Source organism: Novosphingobium mangrovisedimenti (assembly GCF_025153475.1).
Lineage (GTDB): Bacteria > Pseudomonadota > Alphaproteobacteria > Sphingomonadales > Sphingomonadaceae > Novosphingobium > Novosphingobium mangrovi_A.
Genome location: NZ_JANZXA010000012.1, coordinates 143,827 through 162,797 on the forward strand (window position 1 = coordinate 143,827; position 18,971 = coordinate 162,797).

Here is an 18,971-nt window from a genome sequence, read left to right on the forward strand (position 1 = left end):
CGAAAGAGCTTCGCTGATCGCCAACTCAGATCGGGTCCCAGGCGAACACGTCTGACGAGACCTCGAGATCGTGAAACGAAGGCCGGAATGCAGGCAGCATATGTTCCGCCACGGTTGCCGGGCTCCATCCCCCATCCCGGTGGATGGAACGCACGGGCCTTTGCGGAGCAAAAAGGAATATCTCGTCCTTGCGCACGCAGAAGACCTGCGCGTTCACGTCCTTCGCAGCATCGGAAACGAGGAACACGGCCAGCGGCGCGATCTTCGCCGCCGACATCGACTGGAAGCGCTTGACCCGGATCTTGTCCTCTTCGGTCTCGCTGGCCATCGTGGCCGCAAGCCTGCTCCAGGCAAAAGGCGAAATGCAGTTGGAACGCACATTGTAACGCTTCATGTCGAGCGCGATCGACGTCGACATGCCGATCACGCCAGCCTTCGCCGCAGCGTAGCTCGATTGCCCGATATTGCCGATCATTGCCGAGGTCGACGTGAAATGAACGTAGGCTCCCGAACCCTGCTCTCGAAAACGGGTCGCTGCTGCGCGAGATACATAGAAGTATCCGTTTAGATGGACGTTGATGATGTCATCCCAGTCCGCGCGGTCGAGGTTGTAGAACATGCGATCGCGCAGGAAGCCTGCATTGTTGATGACCCCGTCTATCCGACCGAATGCTTCCACGGCATCGTCGATGATGGACTGCGCACCTTCCGGATCTCCAATATTGGCTGCATTGGCCACGGCCTGCCCGCCGTTAGCCATGATTTCGGCGACGGTCGCTTCGGCGGCTGATGCGTCAGGCTGCCGCCCATCGGGAGCGACACCCAAATCGTTGACCACGACGCGCGCGCCTTCGCTTGCGGCCATCAAGGCCATTTCCCGTCCAATCCCCCGGGCGGCGCCCGTTATCGCGATAACCTTTCCCGCCAACATCCCACGATCCGACAAAGCACCCCTCCAACAACCATCTATCAAATGAAATTCTTCGACATTTCACATGCGAAGTGAGCCGCAAGGGGGGCTCACTTTTGGCGAATCCGTGCCTCATCCATGGGCGGTGGCGGCAATCGCGTTGCGCAAGTGCGGACGCGCCCAGGTGAACAAGCCGATGGCCGTCAACGACGATGCCGCTGAAATGCACGCAACGGCCAGCCCCACCGCATTCTCGGAATGGAAGACACTATCGGCCACGATGGCCGTTAGCACCGGGGAAAGGCCAGCGCCCAATACCGTTGCGCACAGGGTATAGAGCGCGGTGATCGTGCCGCGCGCGCGTGGCAAGGTTATCGAGACCATGCCGCTCGCGGCAGCTCCGAACGGAAAGTTGGAAAAGAACCCGACTATCCACAAGGCAAGTGCAGCCAGCGCCGAATTGCGCGAAACCATCGCAACGATTGTACCAAGCCCCAACCCCATCGCTGCGACAATGCCCACGAGGAAGGCGGCCTCGCCCTTCCCCCTCGCCTGCAAATGGTCGTTCATCCAGCCCCCTGCCCAGAGGCCAAATGGCCCCAGCAGGACGATCGGCAGGCCCACCTGCAGGCCGGCCTGGGCCAGGCTCATGCCGTGACTGCGCACGAAGTGCTGCACGCCAAAGATCTGAATCGTCTGCAGCGACATCGCGGACAGGCCGAAGCCCAGGAGCAGGGCCGAATAGACCTGCCAGCGGCACAGGAACGACCGTACAACGGCAATGAAGCGCATCGGTTCAAGGTCCGCCCTGGAACCGCTCCGGGCGGGCTCGCTCATGGCCCCCAATGCCAGTGAGAGGAATACTCCCGGCGCCCCTACCACGAGAAACGTCACCTGCCAGGGCTTGACCTGGCCGATCAGCGGTAAATCATAGAACGGTTGGCCAGCAATCGCCGCGTACAACGCGCTGCCGAACACCAGGGCGATACCGGTACCGACGGTGGCCCCCATGATAAGGACAGAGTATGCCCGCCCCAGCTGAGCCCTGGAAAAACGATCGGCCAAAATGGAATAGGCGCAGGGTAGCAGCGCAGCCTCTCCCATCGCCACCAAGATCCTGGCCGCGCAAAGACTCCAGAAACTGGAAGCCAGCATGGAGAACATGGTCGCCACGCTCCACAGCATGATCGCGGCCCGAAGGATCGACAATCGCCGAAAGTGATCGGCCAACCGCCCCGCAGCCAGCGTCGCGATCGCATAAGGGCCTGCAAAGATCAGGCCGAACAGCATGCTGAACCGGGTGTCTGAAAGCCCAAGATCGGACCTGATCGGCTTGATCAGCAAACCCAGGACAACCCTGTCCAGAAACGAAAGAACGACAGCGAGCGTCAACAGGACAAGCAGTGCGATCGTCCCCGGTGATGGCCGGCTGTCGCGAACGGTTTGCGCGGCAAGGTGTCCCTCTGAAGCTGGCGCGAGGCGGCCAAAGCGCTGCATGTTCATGGTTTCAGACACCTCGCAGGGCGCAGCAGACGTGTTTGGGACGTCGGCCGTGCCGGATACCGGCGATACCAGACGGCCGACCCAGTCCCTTGCTTAGTAGCGGAAGCCAAGCTCGATACCGAACTCGCGCGGCTCGCCGCCATACATGACGTACATTCGCTGCTCCTCCGGCGTACCTGCGCCCACCACGAAGCGCGTCCCCTGATCGCCGAAGTACTCCCTTGTCAGGTTCTTGCCGAACAGAGTGACGGAGTAGTGGTCAGTCTCATACCGGATGTTCGCGCTGAACATGTTGATCGCAGGCTGCTTGAACTCGTTCAGCGTATCGAAGTATTGCGAGCTTTGATAGTAATACTTACCCCCCACCGTCACGCGGGCTCCGTTTGCCAATTCATGCCTGTAGCTTGCCTGGATCGTGCTGGTCCATTCGGAGACACGATTGAAACGCAGGCTCGAATCGAAACCCTCGAATTCGTCAAAGCGTGGCTGGACATAGGCCAGGTTCGCGTCCAGTTCGAAGCCGGCAAAGGGGCGAAAACCACTTTCGATTTCGAAACCCTTGATCGTGGCGCTGCCGGCATTGGCAAAGGTCTGGATGCCATTGACCGAGATAGTCCGCTGGATGTCGTCGTACTTCTCCCGGAACGCTGCGATGTTCAGGCGCGCCTTCCCTTCGAGAAACGTTGTCTTCAATCCGGCTTCCAGCGCCTTGACCGTTTCCGGAAGTGCCGGCCCCAGCGTCGCGAGGTTCGTCGCGCGCCCATTGAAGACACCGCTGCGATACCCCTTGGTGTAACTGGCGTAGATCAAAGTCTGCGGCGTCACCTGGTATTCAATCGAGAAGCGCGGCGTGTATTCGTCGAGCGAAAGCTTCTGCCGAGGCAGGTATTCCGTCGGGCAACCGACGAAATCCACGGTTGCGCACGTGCCGCGCGGGATCATGTCGATCCGCTTCTTGTCCTTGGTGTAGCGTCCTCCATGAGACAGGGTAAGACCATCAAGCGGATTGATATCGAAGTTGTAGAACAGGGCCTTGGAGCTGCCGTCCTGTTCGAAATACCCGCGCTGGGAGATGACGGTCGGGTTGTCCAACCCCGCCACATAAAGACTCAGTGTACGCAGTTCCGCCTGATTGATCGACAGCTTGCTGTAGAAGCCGCCAACGACGAAATTCACGAAATCCGAGAAATCGGACGCGAAGCGCACTTCCTGGCTGAACTGCTTGCTCGTCGTCTCGTTTCCTTCCGGGAATCCGAAAAGCTGGAACGGCGTACCATCGCCGTCGAAGGACCCTGCATAGTTTACCTTTCGGTAGCCTGTGATCGACGTGACCTTGCCGACGCCGTCGAAGTTCCAATCGACCTCGCCGACCATCTTCCAGGCCTCCATGTCGATCGATCCATGATCATTCAGATTGATTTCAAACTTGCCGGTCGGGGGAGTGTACCCGAACAGATCCTGCAAATTCGTGGGAACGGTTACGTCATAACCCAGTTCAGGCGAGGCAACGCGACCACCGCTACCGGCTTCGCCGGTTTGCTTCGAGTATTCACCGATCAGCGAAATGCTGAGATCGGGGGTGGGGGTGAACACGATCGCGGGCCGGACTGAAAAGACTTCCGCCTTGGCGACATGTCCGGTCGGGCTGGTGTCGATGCCGCTCGGATTTTGAGGAGCCGGCACGAAAGTCCCGCCGTTGTCATCGTCGAAGATGCCAGCTTCCCGACGGTAATAGGTGGAGATCTTCGCCTTCAGCACGTCCTTGGCTACCGGCCCTGCGACCAAGCCGGAAAACTCGAACTTGTTCTGTGAGCTGTAGACCGCGTGCGCCTCTGCCTCGAAGTAGTCCTTGGGACGCCGTGTGCGCATCGAAATCACACCGGCCGTTGCGTTGCGCCCCTGCAGGACACCCTGCGGACCGCGCAACACTTCGACCGCTTCAAGATCGAACGTATCGATGATGTTGCCGAGCAGGAATTCGTGCACCATTCCGTCAACGACGACCGCGACCTGCGGCTCGATGTTGATGACCGTGCCATCCAGACCCTTGCCGCGGATCCAGAAGTTGGCGAAGCCTGCAAAGCTGGCCTCGTTGAGATGGACGCCAGGGACCGCGTGGCCCACGTCCTTGAGCGAATTGAGTTGCTCGTCGCGCAGCGAAACCGTGTCCATCGCAGTGATGGAAAGAGGCACTTTTTGCACACTGTCGCCCCGCGCACTTTTCGTGGCAGTAACGACAATCTCGCTGAATCCACCCACGGATGCCTTGTCCGCAGCCTGTGCGCCATCGGCATTATCTTCCGCGAATGCAGGCGTGGACAGCAAAAGACCCGCCAATGCCAGACAAGAAGATTTCATAATCTCCCTCCTCTTCTCCAATTTACCCCTCCTTTATTGTCGGGGCTTTTATATTTTTTTATTTTATCTATGCACGCAGGTCAGGTTGGAGCGTATGCAAGGCACTCCACCCGACACTGTTCTTGACTTATTCTGAAAGTCCGGCCCGGACGTAGGCATCGATCGTGCCCGCACATCCGATGTGATCATCCACGCCAAGCTGCGTGTATCGCGCCACTGTATCCAGCAGCGACGGACCAGACCGCCCACAGGCGCACTGGTCGGACATGTCCAGCGTCGCCTGGTCACCGGTAATGAGACCGCCCCAACGCCCCTCGTACAAGAGGTCGAGAAAGCCCACGCGGCCGGTCAGCTTTCCGTCGACCTCGTCTTCCTTGCCCAGAAGGCGCTCACCAGCCTGGTCCAAAAGGAGCAGGATCAGACCGGGCGGAACATGGTAGCGCCCGGCTTCGCAGCGCGGCATCAGCTGGGCCATCTCGGTCATTCCATAGACCCCGAGCTTGGCGATTTTCGGGCCGTAGAATGCATAGACCTGGTCACGATAATCGTCTGGAAGCGCAAGCCCCTTCACGCCGCCCGCCGCCATCAGCACGGTATCGGGATGAAAGTCTCCGGGCTCGATCCCGCGCTCCCTGGCCCGATCCCGCACCATAAGCTGCTGCGCCCATCCGCTGTAGATCAGCAGCGGCTCGTGACGGCGGTCGAGAAGTTCGTCGATCAGGGCGGCCAGTTCCTGGCGCGATGCCCGGCCCTTCGCCTTTTGCTCCGCCTCGAATTCGGCAATTTCATCCGGCGTTGCCACGCCCTCGGCCAAGCGCTGCTGCATTGCTGCGCTTTTGCTGACTTCCGAGATCAGCAATGGGCGCTCGTCCAGAGCGCGCGTCTCGCCTTCGGCGCCCCAGTTCTGCTCATTGGTGATGGCCAACTCGACAGCACTGTTGCGCCCCCGCATGGGTCCGAACCAGAAGATCGTTCGCCCCGGCCCCGGCTCAAGAAACGGCCACGCCTGGGTGTGCTTGATATGACGGGTCTTGAGAGCGCGATCGCCCATCGTGTGGACCAGAAATGACACCTTCCCGCTCGACCCGCTGGTCGTCAGGACGGCGTGACCGGCCTGCCAGAGACGCTCGACGAACTCGTCCACGTCCGCCACGCCCTCGACATCCACGTTCGACAGATCGGACACTGCGAGCGACTGCATCCACTTGAGCAATTGGGTCCAGCGCCCCTTGTCGAACAGGCTTTTCGGATAGGACTTGTAGACCGTATGCGCGAAAAGCAGCGGGACGAGATCCGAGAACGTCTCGATCCGATCGATACCGGCTTCCTGAGCCCTCTTTTTCAGAAGCGGGATCTGCTCGATGCGTTCGGCAAACAGTTCCTGCGCCGCCTCCAGCCGCAGCGGATCGAGCACGGCCGCCGGGACGCTGAACGCCTTGTCCGGCTCAAGGCTCATGTCGATCAGTTGCCTTCGCTTCGAAGGGAGGTTGCTCGCCATGGCCCTTTCATCCGCGATCGAATTCACGCATTCGCCAGCCGTCATCTCCACCCTCCCTGTATATTATCTGATATTTACATATCTCCAATTGAACTATCTGTCATGTATTTTTTGTATGTTTTGGTTTGTGCAATTTTTACACAATTTATTAGATGGTTACGCGGTCAATGCGCCAGGACTCGGGCCAGAAACATGCTTAAACACCGATCCAATCGGCTTCGGAATACGTCTGACTTGCCAGCGCTGGTTGTCAGCCGTCTAGAGTTGGAATAGTGACGAGGTTCGCTAGGACTTTGGAACCCCGACCGATGGACAACCTGATCCCGAAACTCATCGATTCGCGTCGCCTGTGGCTCTTTTACAATGTAGCCCACACCGGCAGTTTCAGCCGCACCGAAGCCCTGATCGCGGTACCCCAGCCTGCGATCAGCAGACATATCGGCAAGTTGGAAGACGACCTGAATGTGAGGCTGCTCGAACGTCATGGCCGCGGGGTAACACTAACGCCGATGGGCGAGGTGCTGTTCGAGCATGCAGGGGCAATCCTCGGTGAGATGGCATCAGCGGTCGACGCGATCGAACTTGCCAAGCGCCAGCCGGCCGGTCGGGTCAGCATTTGTGCTTCTTCGATCGTTATGTCCCGCTTCATGCCCGAGATCATGCATCGGTTCATGCAGAAGTTTCCCGAAGTCGAACTTACCGCCATCCAAGCCGTATCCGGCCAGATCTACGACCAGCTCGTCAGCGGAAAGGTCGACGTGGCCATCGTCATCAGCAAGCCGAACACGCATCGCTTCGAGGCTATCCAACTGCTTGAAGAACCCATGGTCCTGATCGCGCACAAGTCGCATCCCGTGGCGCAGATGAAGGTGATCAAGCAATCCACCCTGGCCGACCTCAAGATGGTCTTGCCGGCATCCCCGAACGGGATGAGAGGCCTGATCGATGCCTACTTCGAGAAGCTGAATCTGTCGATCACCGCCCACCTGCAAGCAGACAGCGTGCCGTTGACCGTCAAGATCGTGGGTGAAGGGCAGTTCGTCACCATCATGCCCATCTCGACCTTCGAACACGAATTCGACACCAAGAACATGGTCGGTATACCGCTAAGCCCCAGCTTCACCCGCACGCTCTATGCGGCCTACGCAAAGCCGAAAGACGGAAGTCACTCGTCCCACGCGCAGGCCCTGATCGAAGAAGTGATCACCGTGTTCCGGGGCGCAGGCCGCGGCAAGCGCAAGCCTGCTCACGCAAAGGCCGGCGCTGCCTGAAGGAGTGACAGCGCCGCCCAATTCCTTGCCTAACGGCGAGCGGCCACCACTTGCGCCCTTCGCGCGGGTGCAAAGTCCGGGTCCGCAAGCTGCTGGTAGAGCGCCGCACTGACATCGTGATGCGCGGCCAGACCGGTGCGCTTCAGCAGAGCCAAGGGGCCTTCCGGGTATCCCAGGCCCAGCATCAGTGTTCGATCCATATCCGCAGCCGATGCCAGACCATCGTCCAGCCTGCGCAGTACTGCGTTGAGATAGGGGCGGATCAGGCGGTCAACGATACGCCCTGCAAAATCCTCGCAAACCGCCACGGTCAGCCCGGCATTCTCGAAACAAGCTCGCGCGGCTTCAACAGCCGCAGGGTCTGTCCACGGCATCTTCACCAGCTCCACCAAGCGGGTCGGTTGCGCATCGCCCATGCGGAACCGGGCGAAACCCACCGTGCGGACGTTGTCCTCGCTCTCCTCCAGCCCGAGATGCTCGGCCAGGCATTCGCTTCCCAGTTCCACCGCCACGAAATCGCGGGACGCCGACGGGAAGGCCGCCAGTTGGCCGCCCGCTTCGGAACCGACTAGGACAACGCCATTGCCCTCGCCGAAAGCAAGGTCTTCTCCGATCGCGAAAGAACGGCTTTCATCCGCCCTGATTACCGTCACCGCCATGTCACGCTCCAAACATCTTCGTGTCGCCATATTCATGGAAGCCCCGGCCACTCTTCTTGCCGAGGCGGTTGGCCGCAATCATCCGCTTGACGATAGCGGGACAAGCGGCGCGCTTTTCGTGCGTCAGGTCATGCATGGCCTCGCTCAGCAGGCGCTGCGTATCCATGCCAACAAGATCGAGCAGTTCCAGCGGCCCCATCGGATACCCCATGGCCACCTTAATTGCCTTGTCGATCTCGGCTGGTTCGGCCACACCTTGCTCCACAAGCCGGATCGCATCGTTGTTGAACGGGATGAGGAAGTAATTAAGAATAAAGCCCGGTGTATCCTTGGTTTCGACTGCCGTCTGGCCAAGCTTGGCACAGAATTTCCAGGCCTTTTCCCACGTCTGGTCTGACGTATTCATGCCCCTGGACATCTCGACCAGTTTCATGAGCTGAGCCGGCAGGCAGAAATGCATGCCCACAAACCGATCGGCACGACCGGAACCTCCGGCGATTTCCGTGATGGAGATCGTCGACGTATTCGAGGCGAATATCGTATCGGGACCGCATATGGCATCCAGCTTCGCAAACAGCTCATGCTTGGCGCCCAATTCCTCGAAAATGGCCTCTATCACATAATCGCAATCAGCCAGATCACGCACATCGGTCGTACCACTCCACGATGCCATGATCTCGTCCAACCGTTCGGGCGCAAGCTTTCCGCGCGCGACGGATTTTCGCAGGAAGCTTTCAGTCTGCGCCCGCGCACCGTCCAGTGCGTCCTGGCGACTGTCCAGCACGATCGTCTCGAACCCTGCCCGGGCTGCAACGATGGCGATACCTGCCCCCATCGTGCCGCACCCGGCCACACCTACCTTGCCGATGGCCATAGTATTCATTTCCTCAAGAAGCTTCGGCCCACCAACTGGCGGTGGATCTGATTTGTGCCTTCCCAGATCTGGGTGATCTTGGCATCGCGCATGAGCCGCTCGACCCGGTAGTCGCGCGTGTAGCCGTATCCGCCGAGCAACTGGACAGCGTCCGTCGCGATTTGCATGGCAAGATCGCTGGCCCGCATCTTGGCCATCGACGCCTCGATGCCAAAGTCGGTCTGCCCCCCGTCGACCATGGCCGCGACCCGCCACAGCCATGTTTCGCACATGGCAAGATCCACGGCCAGGTCCGCGACCATGAACTGGATTCCCTGGAACTCGATGATCGCTCGCCCCGACTGGCGCCGCTCGTTGATATATGCGGTCGCTTCCTCGAATGCTGCACGGGCAATGCCGAGCGCATGCGCAGCAATACTGGGCCGCGATCGATTGAGCGATCCGAAGAGGATCGGCAATCCGTCGCCAGGATCCCCGATCAGATTGGATCGCGGCACCCGGACCTCGTCGAAACTGATTGCCGCAGTGCTGGAAGCCCTGGTGCCCATCTTGTCCTCCAGGCGCAGGACCTCCAGGCCCTTAGCGCCCTTCTCGACAACCACCACCGAGATCGCCTTCCTGGGATCATCAATCAGCGACCACTTCCCGAACAGGAGGTAGAGATCGGCGACATCTCCGTTGGTGATGAAGGTCTTTGATCCCGTGATGACGATCTCATCTCCATCGGGGACGAAACGCGTGGTCATGCCCGTCGCGTCCGACCCGGCCGACGGTTCGGTGATTGCCAGCGCAGCCAGCCCTCCTTCCGCCATTACCGGCAGGAACCGGCGCTTTTGCGCGTCGCTCGCGTATTCCACGACCGGCTTGATGGCATGGAAATTGGTGGCCCAGACGATAGCGGTTGACGCGCAGGCCTTGGCAATCTCGCGCACGCACGCAAGATAGCAACGAAAGCTCAAGGGATATCCGCCGTACTCTTCGGGCAGGAACATCGTGTTAAGGCCGAGCGCGTTAATCGCCTCGATGTTCGACCACGGGAACGTTCCGGTCCTGTCGAAGTCCTCGGCACGCTCCGCGATATCGCGGCAGATGCCTTTTACGGCATCCAGAACCTGCTGCTCTTCCGTGGAAAGCGAGCCCTCAAATTCGGCGTCCAGCCGCTGAAGAACGTCGCTCATCGGTCGGCAAAGCGCGCAGGGCGCTTCTCCGAGAAGGCGCGCATACCTTCATCCGCGTCCGCGGTCTCGAAGCCCAATGTTGCCAGGTCCGTTTCAAGAGCCAGGCCATGCTCGAGAGACATCTGCAGCCCGCGATGGATGGCCATGCGTGCACTGTGCGCGGCCAGCAAGCTGTAGCCCGTAAACTCGGCAGCGAACGCCTTGGCCGCGGCCAGGCCCGGATTTTCCACGATCCTGTTGACGAGGCCGATCCGCAAGGCTTCACTTGCATCGACCGTGCGCCCGGTCAGTATCAGCTCGGCTGCGCGTGCTTCCCCGACAAGGCGCGGCAGACGTTGCGTTCCGCCGTATCCCGGTATCAACCCAAGCTTGATTTCCGGAAGTCCGAACTTTGCCTCGGGCAAGGCAAGCCGAAACGTGCAAGCTAGTGCCAGCTCGGTGCCTCCACCGAAGCTGAACCCGTTCACCAGAGCGATCGAGGCGATGCGCAAGTCATCAAGTTTCGCGAATGCCTGTCGGCCCAGCGTCAGGCCGCGCCGGGCGTCTTCCTGACTGCGTCCCATCAATTCCTTGATGTCCGCGCCAGCGCAGAAGGCCCGATCACCAGCGCCTGTCACGATCAACGCACGGGCGTCGGAACGATCGACCGCGTCAATTGCCTCGCCAATCTGGTGCAGCAGCTGGAAAGACAGCGCGTTGAGCGCATCGGGCCGGTTGATGGTGATGACCGCGAGGCCATCGGCGAAATCCAGATCTATGCTCATGACGAAGTGATTTCCCGTTTCGCGTTCCATCTGACCGGAACCGGATCGATGACACCCGCGCGCAGCATGGAAACCAGCTCGCGCTTCAGGACCTTGCCGGTCGGCCCAAGCGGGAAGGACGGAACGACGGCAAAGTACTCGGGCATGTCGTACCGCGAGAGGCCACTTGCATTGAGGTGCTCCAGCGCAATGTCGCCGGACAGCGGCTGACCATCAATGGTCGTCACCAGCAGGCATACCTTTTCGCCCAGACGCTCATCGTCGACTGGAACCGCCGCAGCCCTTTCGATCGCGGCGTGATGCATGGCAAGATCCTCGATCCCGGCCGGATGGATGTTGTGGCCGCCACGGATAATCATGTCCTTCTGGCGACCGACGACCTGCAGGTTGCCCTGTGAATCCAGCCGTCCCAAGTCACCTGACAGGAACCAGCCGCTCGCGTTGATCGAAGCCTGCGTCACGTTCTGGTTGGCAAAATAGCCCAGCATGCGCATCGCGCCCTTGCCCGCGATCTCGCCGACTTCGCCGTGAGGCACCTCGACGTCCGGATTCTGCGGGTCGAAAAGCTTCACGGCATAGGCATTGCAAGGCTTGCCGCAGGTCGAAGTGATGATGTTCGCAGCATCGCAGGGCATCGTATAGTTGTGCGAACCATTTTCAGTCATGCCGTAGATGTTCTGCGGCTTCACACCCAACGCCAGCAGATGCTCTGCCGTTTCCGTCGGGATGGGGGCACCGGCCATGTAAAAGGTCTTCACATTCCCGAGCGCCTGCCTGCCAGTACGCTTGAGTGCCGAAAGGATATCCATCGCATGGGTCGGGACGCCCATCACATAGGTCGCCCCGGATTGCTCTATCCGATCGATCGGCTCGATCCCCGCTGCCGTATCGTGCAGGACAAGCTCCATGCCGCCGATGAGCACCTGGTTCAGCGCCACGATGCCGATATGGTGGCTGAGCTGGCTGAAAGTCAGCAGCACCGTTTCGTGGTCGTGCCCCCAGTCCTCCACCATTGCTCGCGCATTGGCGAGCAGCGTGTTGGCAGAGTGCATCACACCCTTGGCAGCGCCTGTCGTCCCCGACGTGAAGGCAAGGTAGACAACCTTGTCGGGATCATCGACCGGCTCGGCTGACGATGCGAAGCTCGCGTCGGGAAAGGGCCGCACGCCGTCGGGCAGGGGCTGATCTCCGGCGCGATCCTGCAGCGCAAAGACCGCCTTGATGGAGGGAAGCGCACGAACCTGCGTGAACACGTCCGTGACCTTGCCATCAGCGCCATGACCGATTTGCCCGAAGAACGCCGAACAGCTGACATGTTCGAGCAGTCGCACCACTTCGGCTACCGTGTAGGTGTGATGCAGCGAAGTGTTGAACACGTAATTGTTGCGCGAACAGGCGAGGAAAACCGCCACGGCCTCGACCCGGTTGCTCATCCAGACCGACACTCGATCCCCCTCCCGAAGCCCTGCGGCCTGAAGCGCAGCGGAAACCTGCTCCACGCGCTCGTGCAACTCGGCCCAGGAAAGCCGCTGGTAGGGATCGCTCACGGCAATTGCCGAGCCTCGCTCGCGGGCATGATCCGACGCGAGGCTGTAAAGCGTATCGCGACGCCACAGGCCGGCCTCGTAGTATCCGCGCGCCTCCGCCGGATCGTGCAGGGTGAGGAGCCTTGACATCAGTGCCCGAAGTGCTCGCTGTCGGGCTTGCGCCGCTCGGCAAAGGAGGAGGACAGTTCCTTTGCTTCCTTGGTGCGCAGGTAGCCCGGTAGAAGCAGATCGTGCGAAATTCGCGAGAGCCCTCCGACACCGCCGTGCCGCGCATTGAATGCCGACTTGATGGCAGCAAGCGCAAAGGCACCGCGGTCTGCAATTTCCAGCGCGTACGTCCTGGTTTCAGCAGCCAGGTCCGCATCGGGCACGACCAGATTGATCAGCCCGATGTCCTGCGCCTCACGCGCGCTCATTTTTGGATTGCGGAACCAGATGTCCTTGGCCCGCTTCTTGCCGACAAGGTCTTCCAGGTACCACGTGCCGTAACCGGCATCGAAACTGCCCATCATCGGGCCAACCTGGCGGAACACCGCGCTTTCCTTTGCGATCGTCACATCGCAGACCATCTGCAACACGTTGCCGCCGCCCACCGCAAATCCATTGACGCAGGCGATCACCGGCTTCTGCAGGCGATCGATGCTCTCGTACATCTCGAGGGTAGGCAGCACGCCAGCATAGAGGTTGGTGTCTTCCATCCCCTCCTTGCGTCCGCCGATGCAAAAGAACCGATCACCGGCACCGGTCAGCACGATCACGCGCGTGCGCGTTTCCCGGCGGATCTCGTTGATGCAATCCCTGATCTCATGGCACATCGTTTCGGTGAACATGTTGCCGTCGTCAGGACGATTGAGCGTGATGGTGCCGACCGGTCCATCTTCGGAATAGGTGATTTCAGTATAGCTCATGTCCAGAATCCGATTGAAAGTTGATATGTTCGTGCCGCGTGTCCGGCGGCGTCCTTTCAAGGCTTGCCAAGGACCTCGCGGGTATGTTCGCCGAGCCGTGGTGGCGGCCGAGTGGCCCCTTCGCTGTGACCGTCGAATGCAATACCCAGTCCCACTTGCGGGAAACGCGTGCCGTCCCGATCGAACGAATAGAGAAAACCCTGCTCGATCAGGTCGGCATCCTCGCCGACCTGATCGAGCCGATTAATCGGCCCGGACGGAATCCGGGTTTCCGCAAACAGCGCCAACCAGTGCGCGCTTGGTTTCGTGCGCAAAATGTCCGCAATCCGGGCAACGATTTCCGGTCGGTGCTCTCTCCGCATCGCGTTGGTTGCGAAACGCGGATCGGATCCAGTCTCCGGATCACCAAGCGCGTGCCAGAACCGCTTCCAGATCGCATCGTTGCCCAACCCCAGCGTGATGGGATCGTCTGCCGTGTCGAAGGCCTGGTAGACAGCGATAACGCTGTCGCGCCCGCCCGACCGGGTCCATGCGTCGCCCGATCCCAGATGCGGCATCAGGCGCGGGGCCATGAAGCGGGTCATGCTGGAAACCAGCGAAACATCCACCGCCGCGCCTTGTCCCGTGCGGGTTCGACGAAAAAGGGCCGCAATCGCGGCAAGCGCCGCATCTTCGCCGGCCAGAAGATCGGCCGCCGGCGTGCCGACCTTCTGAGGCGGACCGTCCAGTTCACCCGTCATGTCCATCACGCTCGAGATGCCTTCGGCAATCAAGTCATAGCAGGGCATGTCGGCCCGTGCGCCGGACATGCCGAAGCCCGTGATCGATACGTGCACCAGATCCGGCCGAACGGCCGAAAGCGTGGCATGGTCGATTCTCAGCTTGCGCTGAATTCGCAAGGTCGTGTTGACAAGAACCACGTCGGCACCAGCAACAAGCCCCAGCAGGGTTTCGTGCCCTTCATCCGAAGCGATATCGAAAGCAACGCTGCGCTTGTTGCGGTTCACGCTCAGGAACCAGAGCGATTCACCGTCCAGAAACGGCGGCCCCCAACTGCGGCAGTCATCCCCCCTGCCCGGCGTCTCTACCTTGATCACGTCCGCCCCCAGATCGCCGAGCATCTGCCCCGCATAGGGGCCGGCGACTGACGAGGTGAGATCGATCACCCTGATGCCATCCAGTAGGTCGAGCGAACTGGTAGTCTTTTCCGGTAGCCGATCTGCAGGAATCATTGGACCTCTCCGTCCGGAATCGAGCGCTGGCGAACGCGATGAGCCTGCTTCATCACACGACATTCCTGCGTCGCTCGATGGCGGCCCTGAACAGCGCGAGCGAGCGATAGAGACCGTGGGTCATCTTGCTGTAGGGAATGAACAGGAACAGGCTGCTCACGGCTCCAAGATGGACCGCGAGCAGGATACCCATCGCCGGAGTTTCGCGCAGCGCAAGCAAAGCCAGCCCCGTCGTTGAAACCAGCATGAGCAACGCAAGCAGCGCGAAATCGCCCCCCATGACACGGCGCGAGGCGGGCTCCGGATCGCCAACTACCTTCAGCCAAGCGAGCCCAGCCGGACCAATCACCAAGCCCAGTCCGCCCCAGAAGCCCAATTGCACAGGAAAGGAAAGGAACGGGTACGGCGCGATCAACCCGAAAGCATGATCGTAGATCGTGGCGACCGAAGTGGCCGCGAAACACAGCATGAAGCCGTAAAACGTTAGGTGGTGAAAGCCGCGACGCAGATTGGAGTATCGCTCGTTCAAGTCGTTGCAGCCGCCACCGCCACCTCCGAGATTGCGCAAGGTGAGTACGTCCGAGACGGCCTCGACCGCCGGGGCAGGCATGCGCACCGAACCTCCACCCGTATCGCGCCAGAACCGCACGCCGCCCACAGCAAGCGCCACCAGCGAGAATGCGAACACCCCGCCCGCTACCGTGACCATCGCGTCCCACGAGATGACGCGGTAAAACGCCCCCGGACTGCCATCGGCGGCATAGAGCACGCCCGGGTCCGCAAAATGCGCGACCAGCGCCAGCACTGTCGCGATCGCGATCGCGGTTGCAATGGAAAGCACCGTGCCATTCCTGCGAAAGGCCACGGCGAAGGCATCGGGCCAGGCATAGGCCTCGTAACTTGCGGCGCGTACGTCCGAGAACAATCTCGGGACATTGATGCCGAACTCGTGCGGCGGCGCATATTGGCAGGAATAGTAACAACCACGGCAATTGTGACAGAGATTTGCTAGGTAATTCAAATCGCCCTTGGTGAACTCGCGACGCGTGGTCATTGCCGGGAAGACGGCACAGAAGCCCTCGCAATACCGGCAGGCATTGCAGATTTCCATTGCACGCCTGGCATCGGCGTAGAGGGTTTCGGCCTCCCTCTTCGAACAGGACTTGCCGCACTCTCCCGTGCCGCAAGTCCGTTCCGCAATGGTCGATGACGCCTGCAATTTCAGCCTCTCCGCAACTCTTATTCAAAACGCATATCTGCTATGCAGTCAGTATTCAACCGCAAAAATTTTACCCGCGCCCGTCTCGCCGAGATCCAACGCGGAAGCGCTTGCAAGCAACCGCTACATTATATATTGCCATATCAGTTATGCATTATTTTGAAGAGGAGAGCATGATGAGTGAAGCAATCGCCAAAGAGCCGGTCAGGGCCGCCGACCCGGCGGCGGAAAAGGCATCTCTCAAGGAATTCTTCGTCGTGTCGGCGGATTGTCACGTCAACGAACCCAACGACGTCTGGGCCGCGCGTGTCGACAAGCAGTTCCAGGAACGCCTGCCCCGCATCAAAGTCGACGAGAAGGGCCGGAAATGGTTCGTGGCCGAAGGTATCAGGCCATCGCGCATCCGCGAAGCGCCCAGAGACGAATCGGTTTCCGTGAACGAGTTCGTGGAGAAGAGCGAGCGCCCGCATCTGGACAGAACGCGCGGTGCCATGTTCCAGAACCAGGGCGGCATCAACGAAGACCGCTATCGTGACATGGACTATGACGGTATCGACTGCGAAATCGTTTTCCCGAACAAGGGCCTTGTGAACTGGCATTCGCCCGACCCGGCCCTGAACACGGCGATGTGCCACGCCTGGAATGTCTGGGCCTACGAGACATTCGGTGGGCACAGCCGCAGCTTTCCAGCCGCATGCGTTGCCCCGGCAGATGTCGAAGCCGCCGTGGCCGAGATCGAATGGGCGGCCAAGCACGGCTTCAAGTCGATCATGCTTCCCCCTCTCATGAAGGAGGGCAAGGGTTACAACCTGCCCGAATTCGACCCGATCTGGGCGGCCGCATGCGATGCCAACATGCCTATCCTTTTCCATGCCGGCACGGGCAAGGATCCGCGCAGCGCGACGGGCAATGGCGGGGCGCTGATCAACTATGTCGTCCATGCCATGAACACGGTCGTGCAGCCCACAGTCGAGCTATGCGTATCTGGTGTTTTCGACCGCTTCCCCAAGCTCAAGTTCGCGACCATCGAGGCCGGCGCCGGCTGGGTTCCCTATACCCTGCACGCGATGGACTTCGGCAACTACGCGCACGCGTTCTGGGTAATGCCCAAGCTCAAGTACAAGCCCAGCGAGTATTACCACATGCACGGCCATTCGAGCTTCGAAACCGATCCGATCGGTGTTGAACTGCGCCACCGCATGGGAGTGGACAACCTGCTGTGGGGCAACGACTATCCTCATATCGAGGGATGCTGGCCGCATTCGGAAGAACAGCTCAAGGTCTGGGGCAAGGGCCTGACCAAGCAGGAAATCGCCAAGATCATTGGGCTGAATTCCGCTCGGCTGTTCAACATTGATGTGCCCAAGCAGTTCGCCATCGCATGACTGCCGCGCCGATCCCGTGCACGCGGCATGACCGGGTCGGCACCGACGACCCTCTTCTGCGGCGAGTGCTGGCAGGCGCCGGCACTCGCCACGGGTGCGAGCTGACGCCGCTCCTGCTGGCTCTCTACATGCACGAAGGACAGCTGCTGGCGACCTGGAAATGCCGCAAGGACCTGAAATCCGGATCAGCGGCTCTGGATGCGGCGTGGCATGCCGAGGAAGGCGAAGGCACGATCTTGCATCTCGTTCCCTCGGATGCGGAATACGACTACCAGGAAGAAGTTATGGAAAACCCGTTCCAGGATTGAGCACCAAAGCGGCGCGTACCCGCCCCGGACGAGCAAGGCAGGCCCTTCCGGGGCATTTTTCCTATCGCAGCAGTGCAGCCTCCCGCGCAGCCCCATTCCCTGCAGCTCGGCCGAACACCGTACCGATGGCCATGCCGAAACCGGCCAGATAGCCCTTTCCAAGCACGGACCCGGCCATGATTTCTCCGGCGCCGAACAGGTTCCGCATCGCCGTGCCACCTTCCCGGTAGACCCGCGCGTCAGCATCGACTTTGACCCCAAGGTAGGTGAAAGTGATGCCAGGGCGCAGTGGATAACCGATGAACGGCGGCTCGACGATCGGACGCGCCCAGTTTGACTTGTCGGGGGTCAAGCCGGAAGTACGGCAGCCGTCCAAACGCTGATTGTCGAACGTTCCCGGCTGCACGGCTGCATTGTAGCTTGCAACGACCTGCTCCAGCTTGTCACCATCAAGGCCGAGTTTCCCGGCGAGCTCACGCACACTGGGGGCCTCGATCGCGGGGAAAACCGAGGGCATGAACAGCTTGCGGGCCTTCGCATCGATAATGGCATAGGCGATCTGACCCGGCTGCTGCGCGACCAGCCTTCCCCATATCGCGTAGCGCTTGGGCCAGACATCTTCGCCTTCATCGTAGAAGCGATCACCATTGGCGTTGACCACGATCGAGAAAGGAACGCAATCGAGCCGCGTTACGATCCCTCCGTCAAACTTCGGCGCTCGCCCGTCAATCGCAACCGCGTGGCACTGAGTCGGGTCGCCTATGGAGGCAATGCCTTGATCAAGCAGATTGCGCAGCACCTTGCCCCGTGCGTAGGGCGTGCCGCGGATCAGGAAGTTCTCGGCAATGTCCCCCCAACCCTCCTTAAGCCACTCCCGGTTCGCCTGAAAGCCGCCCGAGGCGACGACGACAGCCCGTGCTCGCACGAATTCGGGAAATCCACGACTGGTCATTTCCACTAAGGCGATGCGATCATCCTCGACGTGAAGAACCTCGACCTCGCTTTCGTACAGAATGTCGATACCCAACGCCTCGGCGGCAAGATAATAGGCGTTGACCAGCGACTTCCCGCCGCCAAGGAAGAAGGCATTTGTTCGCGCCAGGGAAAGCGTACCGGAAAGCGATGGCTGGAAACGCACGCCGTGCGCCTGCATGAAATCCAGGGCATCGACGGTCCCCCGGATGGTCCTGCGGGCCAGATCCTCGTCCGTTTCCCCACCGGTAACGCGCAGCTGTCAACGGCGGTCGGATTCCAGGCCAGCATGGCGGAGTAAAAGCAGGCCATTGAGGATGAGCTCGGATGATATGCAAAGGGCCCCGATCGGGGCCCTTTGCATATTTGCCGTTTTGCGTCGGGT

The 18,971-nt window shown here is 60.4% G+C and carries 16 protein-coding genes; 3 read left to right on the top strand and 13 right to left on the bottom strand.

Translation table 11 applies throughout. The annotated features are described in order from the left end of the window. Positions 1-25: 25 nt before the first annotated feature. From NZK81_RS16765 to NZK81_RS16780, 4 genes are all read right to left on the bottom strand, one after another. The gene (locus tag NZK81_RS16765) at positions 26-931 is read right to left on the bottom strand and encodes an SDR family NAD(P)-dependent oxidoreductase (protein ID WP_260047225.1); all 906 of its coding nucleotides are present in this window, start codon (positions 929-931) and stop codon (positions 26-28) included. A 111-nt stretch (positions 932-1,042) separates the two neighbouring features. After that, positions 1,043-2,413 carry an MFS transporter gene (locus NZK81_RS16770; protein ID WP_311202106.1) on the bottom strand — a complete coding sequence of 457 codons (1,371 nt, stop codon included), beginning with the start codon at positions 2,411-2,413 and terminating at the stop codon, positions 1,043-1,045. 93 nt (positions 2,414-2,506) lie between these two features. After that, entirely contained in the window at positions 2,507-4,771 is a 2,265-nt protein-coding gene (locus NZK81_RS16775; RefSeq protein ID WP_260047226.1) for a TonB-dependent receptor, read from the bottom strand. 127 nt (positions 4,772-4,898) lie between these two features. Further along, positions 4,899-6,185, bottom strand: a complete 1,287-nt coding sequence (locus NZK81_RS16780) for a phenylacetate--CoA ligase family protein (RefSeq protein ID WP_260047227.1) — start codon at positions 6,183-6,185, stop codon at positions 4,899-4,901. Positions 6,186-6,577: 392 nt separating this feature from the next. On the opposite strand from NZK81_RS16780, the gene NZK81_RS16785 reads away from it, so the two are divergent. Continuing rightward, entirely contained in the window at positions 6,578-7,540 is a 963-nt protein-coding gene (locus NZK81_RS16785) for a LysR family transcriptional regulator (RefSeq protein ID WP_260047228.1), read from the top strand. A 29-nt stretch (positions 7,541-7,569) separates the two neighbouring features. Here NZK81_RS16785 and NZK81_RS16790 read toward each other — a convergent pair whose 3' ends face one another. The 8 genes from NZK81_RS16790 to tcuB are packed head-to-tail and all read right to left on the bottom strand — an operon-like array spanning position 7,570 to position 15,921. Next, a complete protein-coding gene (locus NZK81_RS16790) occupies positions 7,570-8,199 on the bottom strand; it encodes a 3-hydroxyacyl-CoA dehydrogenase family protein (RefSeq protein ID WP_260047229.1) in 630 nt (209 codons plus the stop codon). A 1-nt stretch (position 8,200) separates the two neighbouring features. After that, the gene (locus NZK81_RS16795; protein WP_260047230.1) at positions 8,201-9,073 is read right to left on the bottom strand and encodes a 3-hydroxyacyl-CoA dehydrogenase family protein; all 873 of its coding nucleotides are present in this window, start codon (positions 9,071-9,073) and stop codon (positions 8,201-8,203) included. Between the two features lie 5 nt (positions 9,074-9,078). Beyond that, entirely contained in the window at positions 9,079-10,251 is a 1,173-nt protein-coding gene (locus NZK81_RS16800; protein ID WP_260047231.1) for an acyl-CoA dehydrogenase family protein, read from the bottom strand. Then, the gene (locus NZK81_RS16805; protein ID WP_260047232.1) at positions 10,248-11,015 is read right to left on the bottom strand and encodes an enoyl-CoA hydratase/isomerase family protein; all 768 of its coding nucleotides are present in this window, start codon (positions 11,013-11,015) and stop codon (positions 10,248-10,250) included. Before NZK81_RS16805 ends, NZK81_RS16800 begins: the two co-directional genes overlap by 4 nt. After that, positions 11,012-12,691, bottom strand: a complete 1,680-nt coding sequence (locus NZK81_RS16810; RefSeq protein WP_260047233.1) for a class I adenylate-forming enzyme family protein — start codon at positions 12,689-12,691, stop codon at positions 11,012-11,014. The genes NZK81_RS16805 and NZK81_RS16810 overlap by 4 nt, the downstream gene beginning before the upstream one ends. Beyond that, entirely contained in the window at positions 12,691-13,470 is a 780-nt protein-coding gene (locus NZK81_RS16815; protein ID WP_260047234.1) for an enoyl-CoA hydratase-related protein, read from the bottom strand. Before NZK81_RS16815 ends, NZK81_RS16810 begins: the two co-directional genes overlap by 1 nt. A 56-nt stretch (positions 13,471-13,526) precedes the next feature. Next, positions 13,527-14,765, bottom strand: coding sequence for a CaiB/BaiF CoA transferase family protein (locus NZK81_RS16820; RefSeq protein ID WP_311202107.1), 1,239 nt, complete (start codon positions 14,763-14,765; stop codon positions 13,527-13,529). Further along, entirely contained in the window at positions 14,755-15,921 is a 1,167-nt protein-coding gene (gene tcuB, locus NZK81_RS16825; RefSeq protein ID WP_260047236.1) for a tricarballylate utilization 4Fe-4S protein TcuB, read from the bottom strand. The genes NZK81_RS16820 and tcuB overlap by 11 nt, the downstream gene beginning before the upstream one ends. A gap of 176 nt (positions 15,922-16,097) precedes the next feature. Between tcuB and NZK81_RS16830 the strand changes: the two genes are divergently transcribed. Then, a complete protein-coding gene (locus NZK81_RS16830) occupies positions 16,098-17,306 on the top strand; it encodes an amidohydrolase family protein (RefSeq protein ID WP_260047237.1) in 1,209 nt (402 codons plus the stop codon). Continuing rightward, positions 17,303-17,614: a hypothetical protein gene (locus tag NZK81_RS16835; RefSeq protein WP_260047238.1), complete on the top strand. Its 312-nt coding sequence runs from the start codon at positions 17,303-17,305 to the stop codon at positions 17,612-17,614. The genes NZK81_RS16830 and NZK81_RS16835 overlap by 4 nt, the downstream gene beginning before the upstream one ends. Positions 17,615-17,675: 61 nt before the next feature. Here the strand turns inward: NZK81_RS16835 and tcuA are convergent, their stop codons facing one another. Then, positions 17,676-18,845 (bottom strand): FAD-dependent tricarballylate dehydrogenase TcuA, encoded by a 1,170-nt coding sequence (tcuA, locus tag NZK81_RS16840; protein ID WP_260047246.1) that lies wholly within the window; start codon positions 18,843-18,845, stop codon positions 17,676-17,678. Positions 18,846-18,971 lie beyond the last annotated feature (126 nt).

What these genes read in the sequence shown, in the direction of transcription:
- NZK81_RS16765 (WP_260047225.1), bottom strand. Translation starts at nt 931, where the DNA reads ATGTTGGCGGGAAAGGTTATCGCGATAACGGGCGCCGCCCGGGGGATT.
- NZK81_RS16805 (WP_260047232.1), bottom strand. Translation starts at nt 11,015, where the DNA reads ATGAGCATAGATCTGGATTTCGCCGATGGCCTCGCGGTCATCACCATC.
- NZK81_RS16800 (WP_260047231.1), bottom strand. Translation starts at nt 10,251, where the DNA reads ATGAGCGACGTTCTTCAGCGGCTGGACGCCGAATTTGAGGGCTCGCTT.
- NZK81_RS16815 (WP_260047234.1), bottom strand. Translation starts at nt 13,470, where the DNA reads ATGAGCTATACTGAAATCACCTATTCCGAAGATGGACCGGTCGGCACC.
- NZK81_RS16790 (WP_260047229.1), bottom strand. Translation starts at nt 8,199, where the DNA reads ATGGCGGTGACGGTAATCAGGGCGGATGAAAGCCGTTCTTTCGCGATC.
- NZK81_RS16775 (WP_260047226.1), bottom strand. Translation starts at nt 4,771, where the DNA reads ATGAAATCTTCTTGTCTGGCATTGGCGGGTCTTTTGCTGTCCACGCCT.
- NZK81_RS16795 (WP_260047230.1), bottom strand. Translation starts at nt 9,073, where the DNA reads ATGGCCATCGGCAAGGTAGGTGTGGCCGGGTGCGGCACGATGGGGGCA.
- NZK81_RS16820 (WP_311202107.1), bottom strand. Translation starts at nt 14,765, where the DNA reads ATGTCGTGTGATGAAGCAGGCTCATCGCGTTCGCCAGCGCTCGATTCC.
- NZK81_RS16830 (WP_260047237.1), top strand. Translation starts at nt 16,098, where the DNA reads ATGAGTGAAGCAATCGCCAAAGAGCCGGTCAGGGCCGCCGACCCGGCG.
- NZK81_RS16785 (WP_260047228.1), top strand. Translation starts at nt 6,578, where the DNA reads ATGGACAACCTGATCCCGAAACTCATCGATTCGCGTCGCCTGTGGCTC.
- NZK81_RS16835 (WP_260047238.1), top strand. Translation starts at nt 17,303, where the DNA reads ATGACTGCCGCGCCGATCCCGTGCACGCGGCATGACCGGGTCGGCACC.
- NZK81_RS16810 (WP_260047233.1), bottom strand. Translation starts at nt 12,691, where the DNA reads ATGTCAAGGCTCCTCACCCTGCACGATCCGGCGGAGGCGCGCGGATAC.
- NZK81_RS16770 (WP_311202106.1), bottom strand. Translation starts at nt 2,413, where the DNA reads ATGAACATGCAGCGCTTTGGCCGCCTCGCGCCAGCTTCAGAGGGACAC.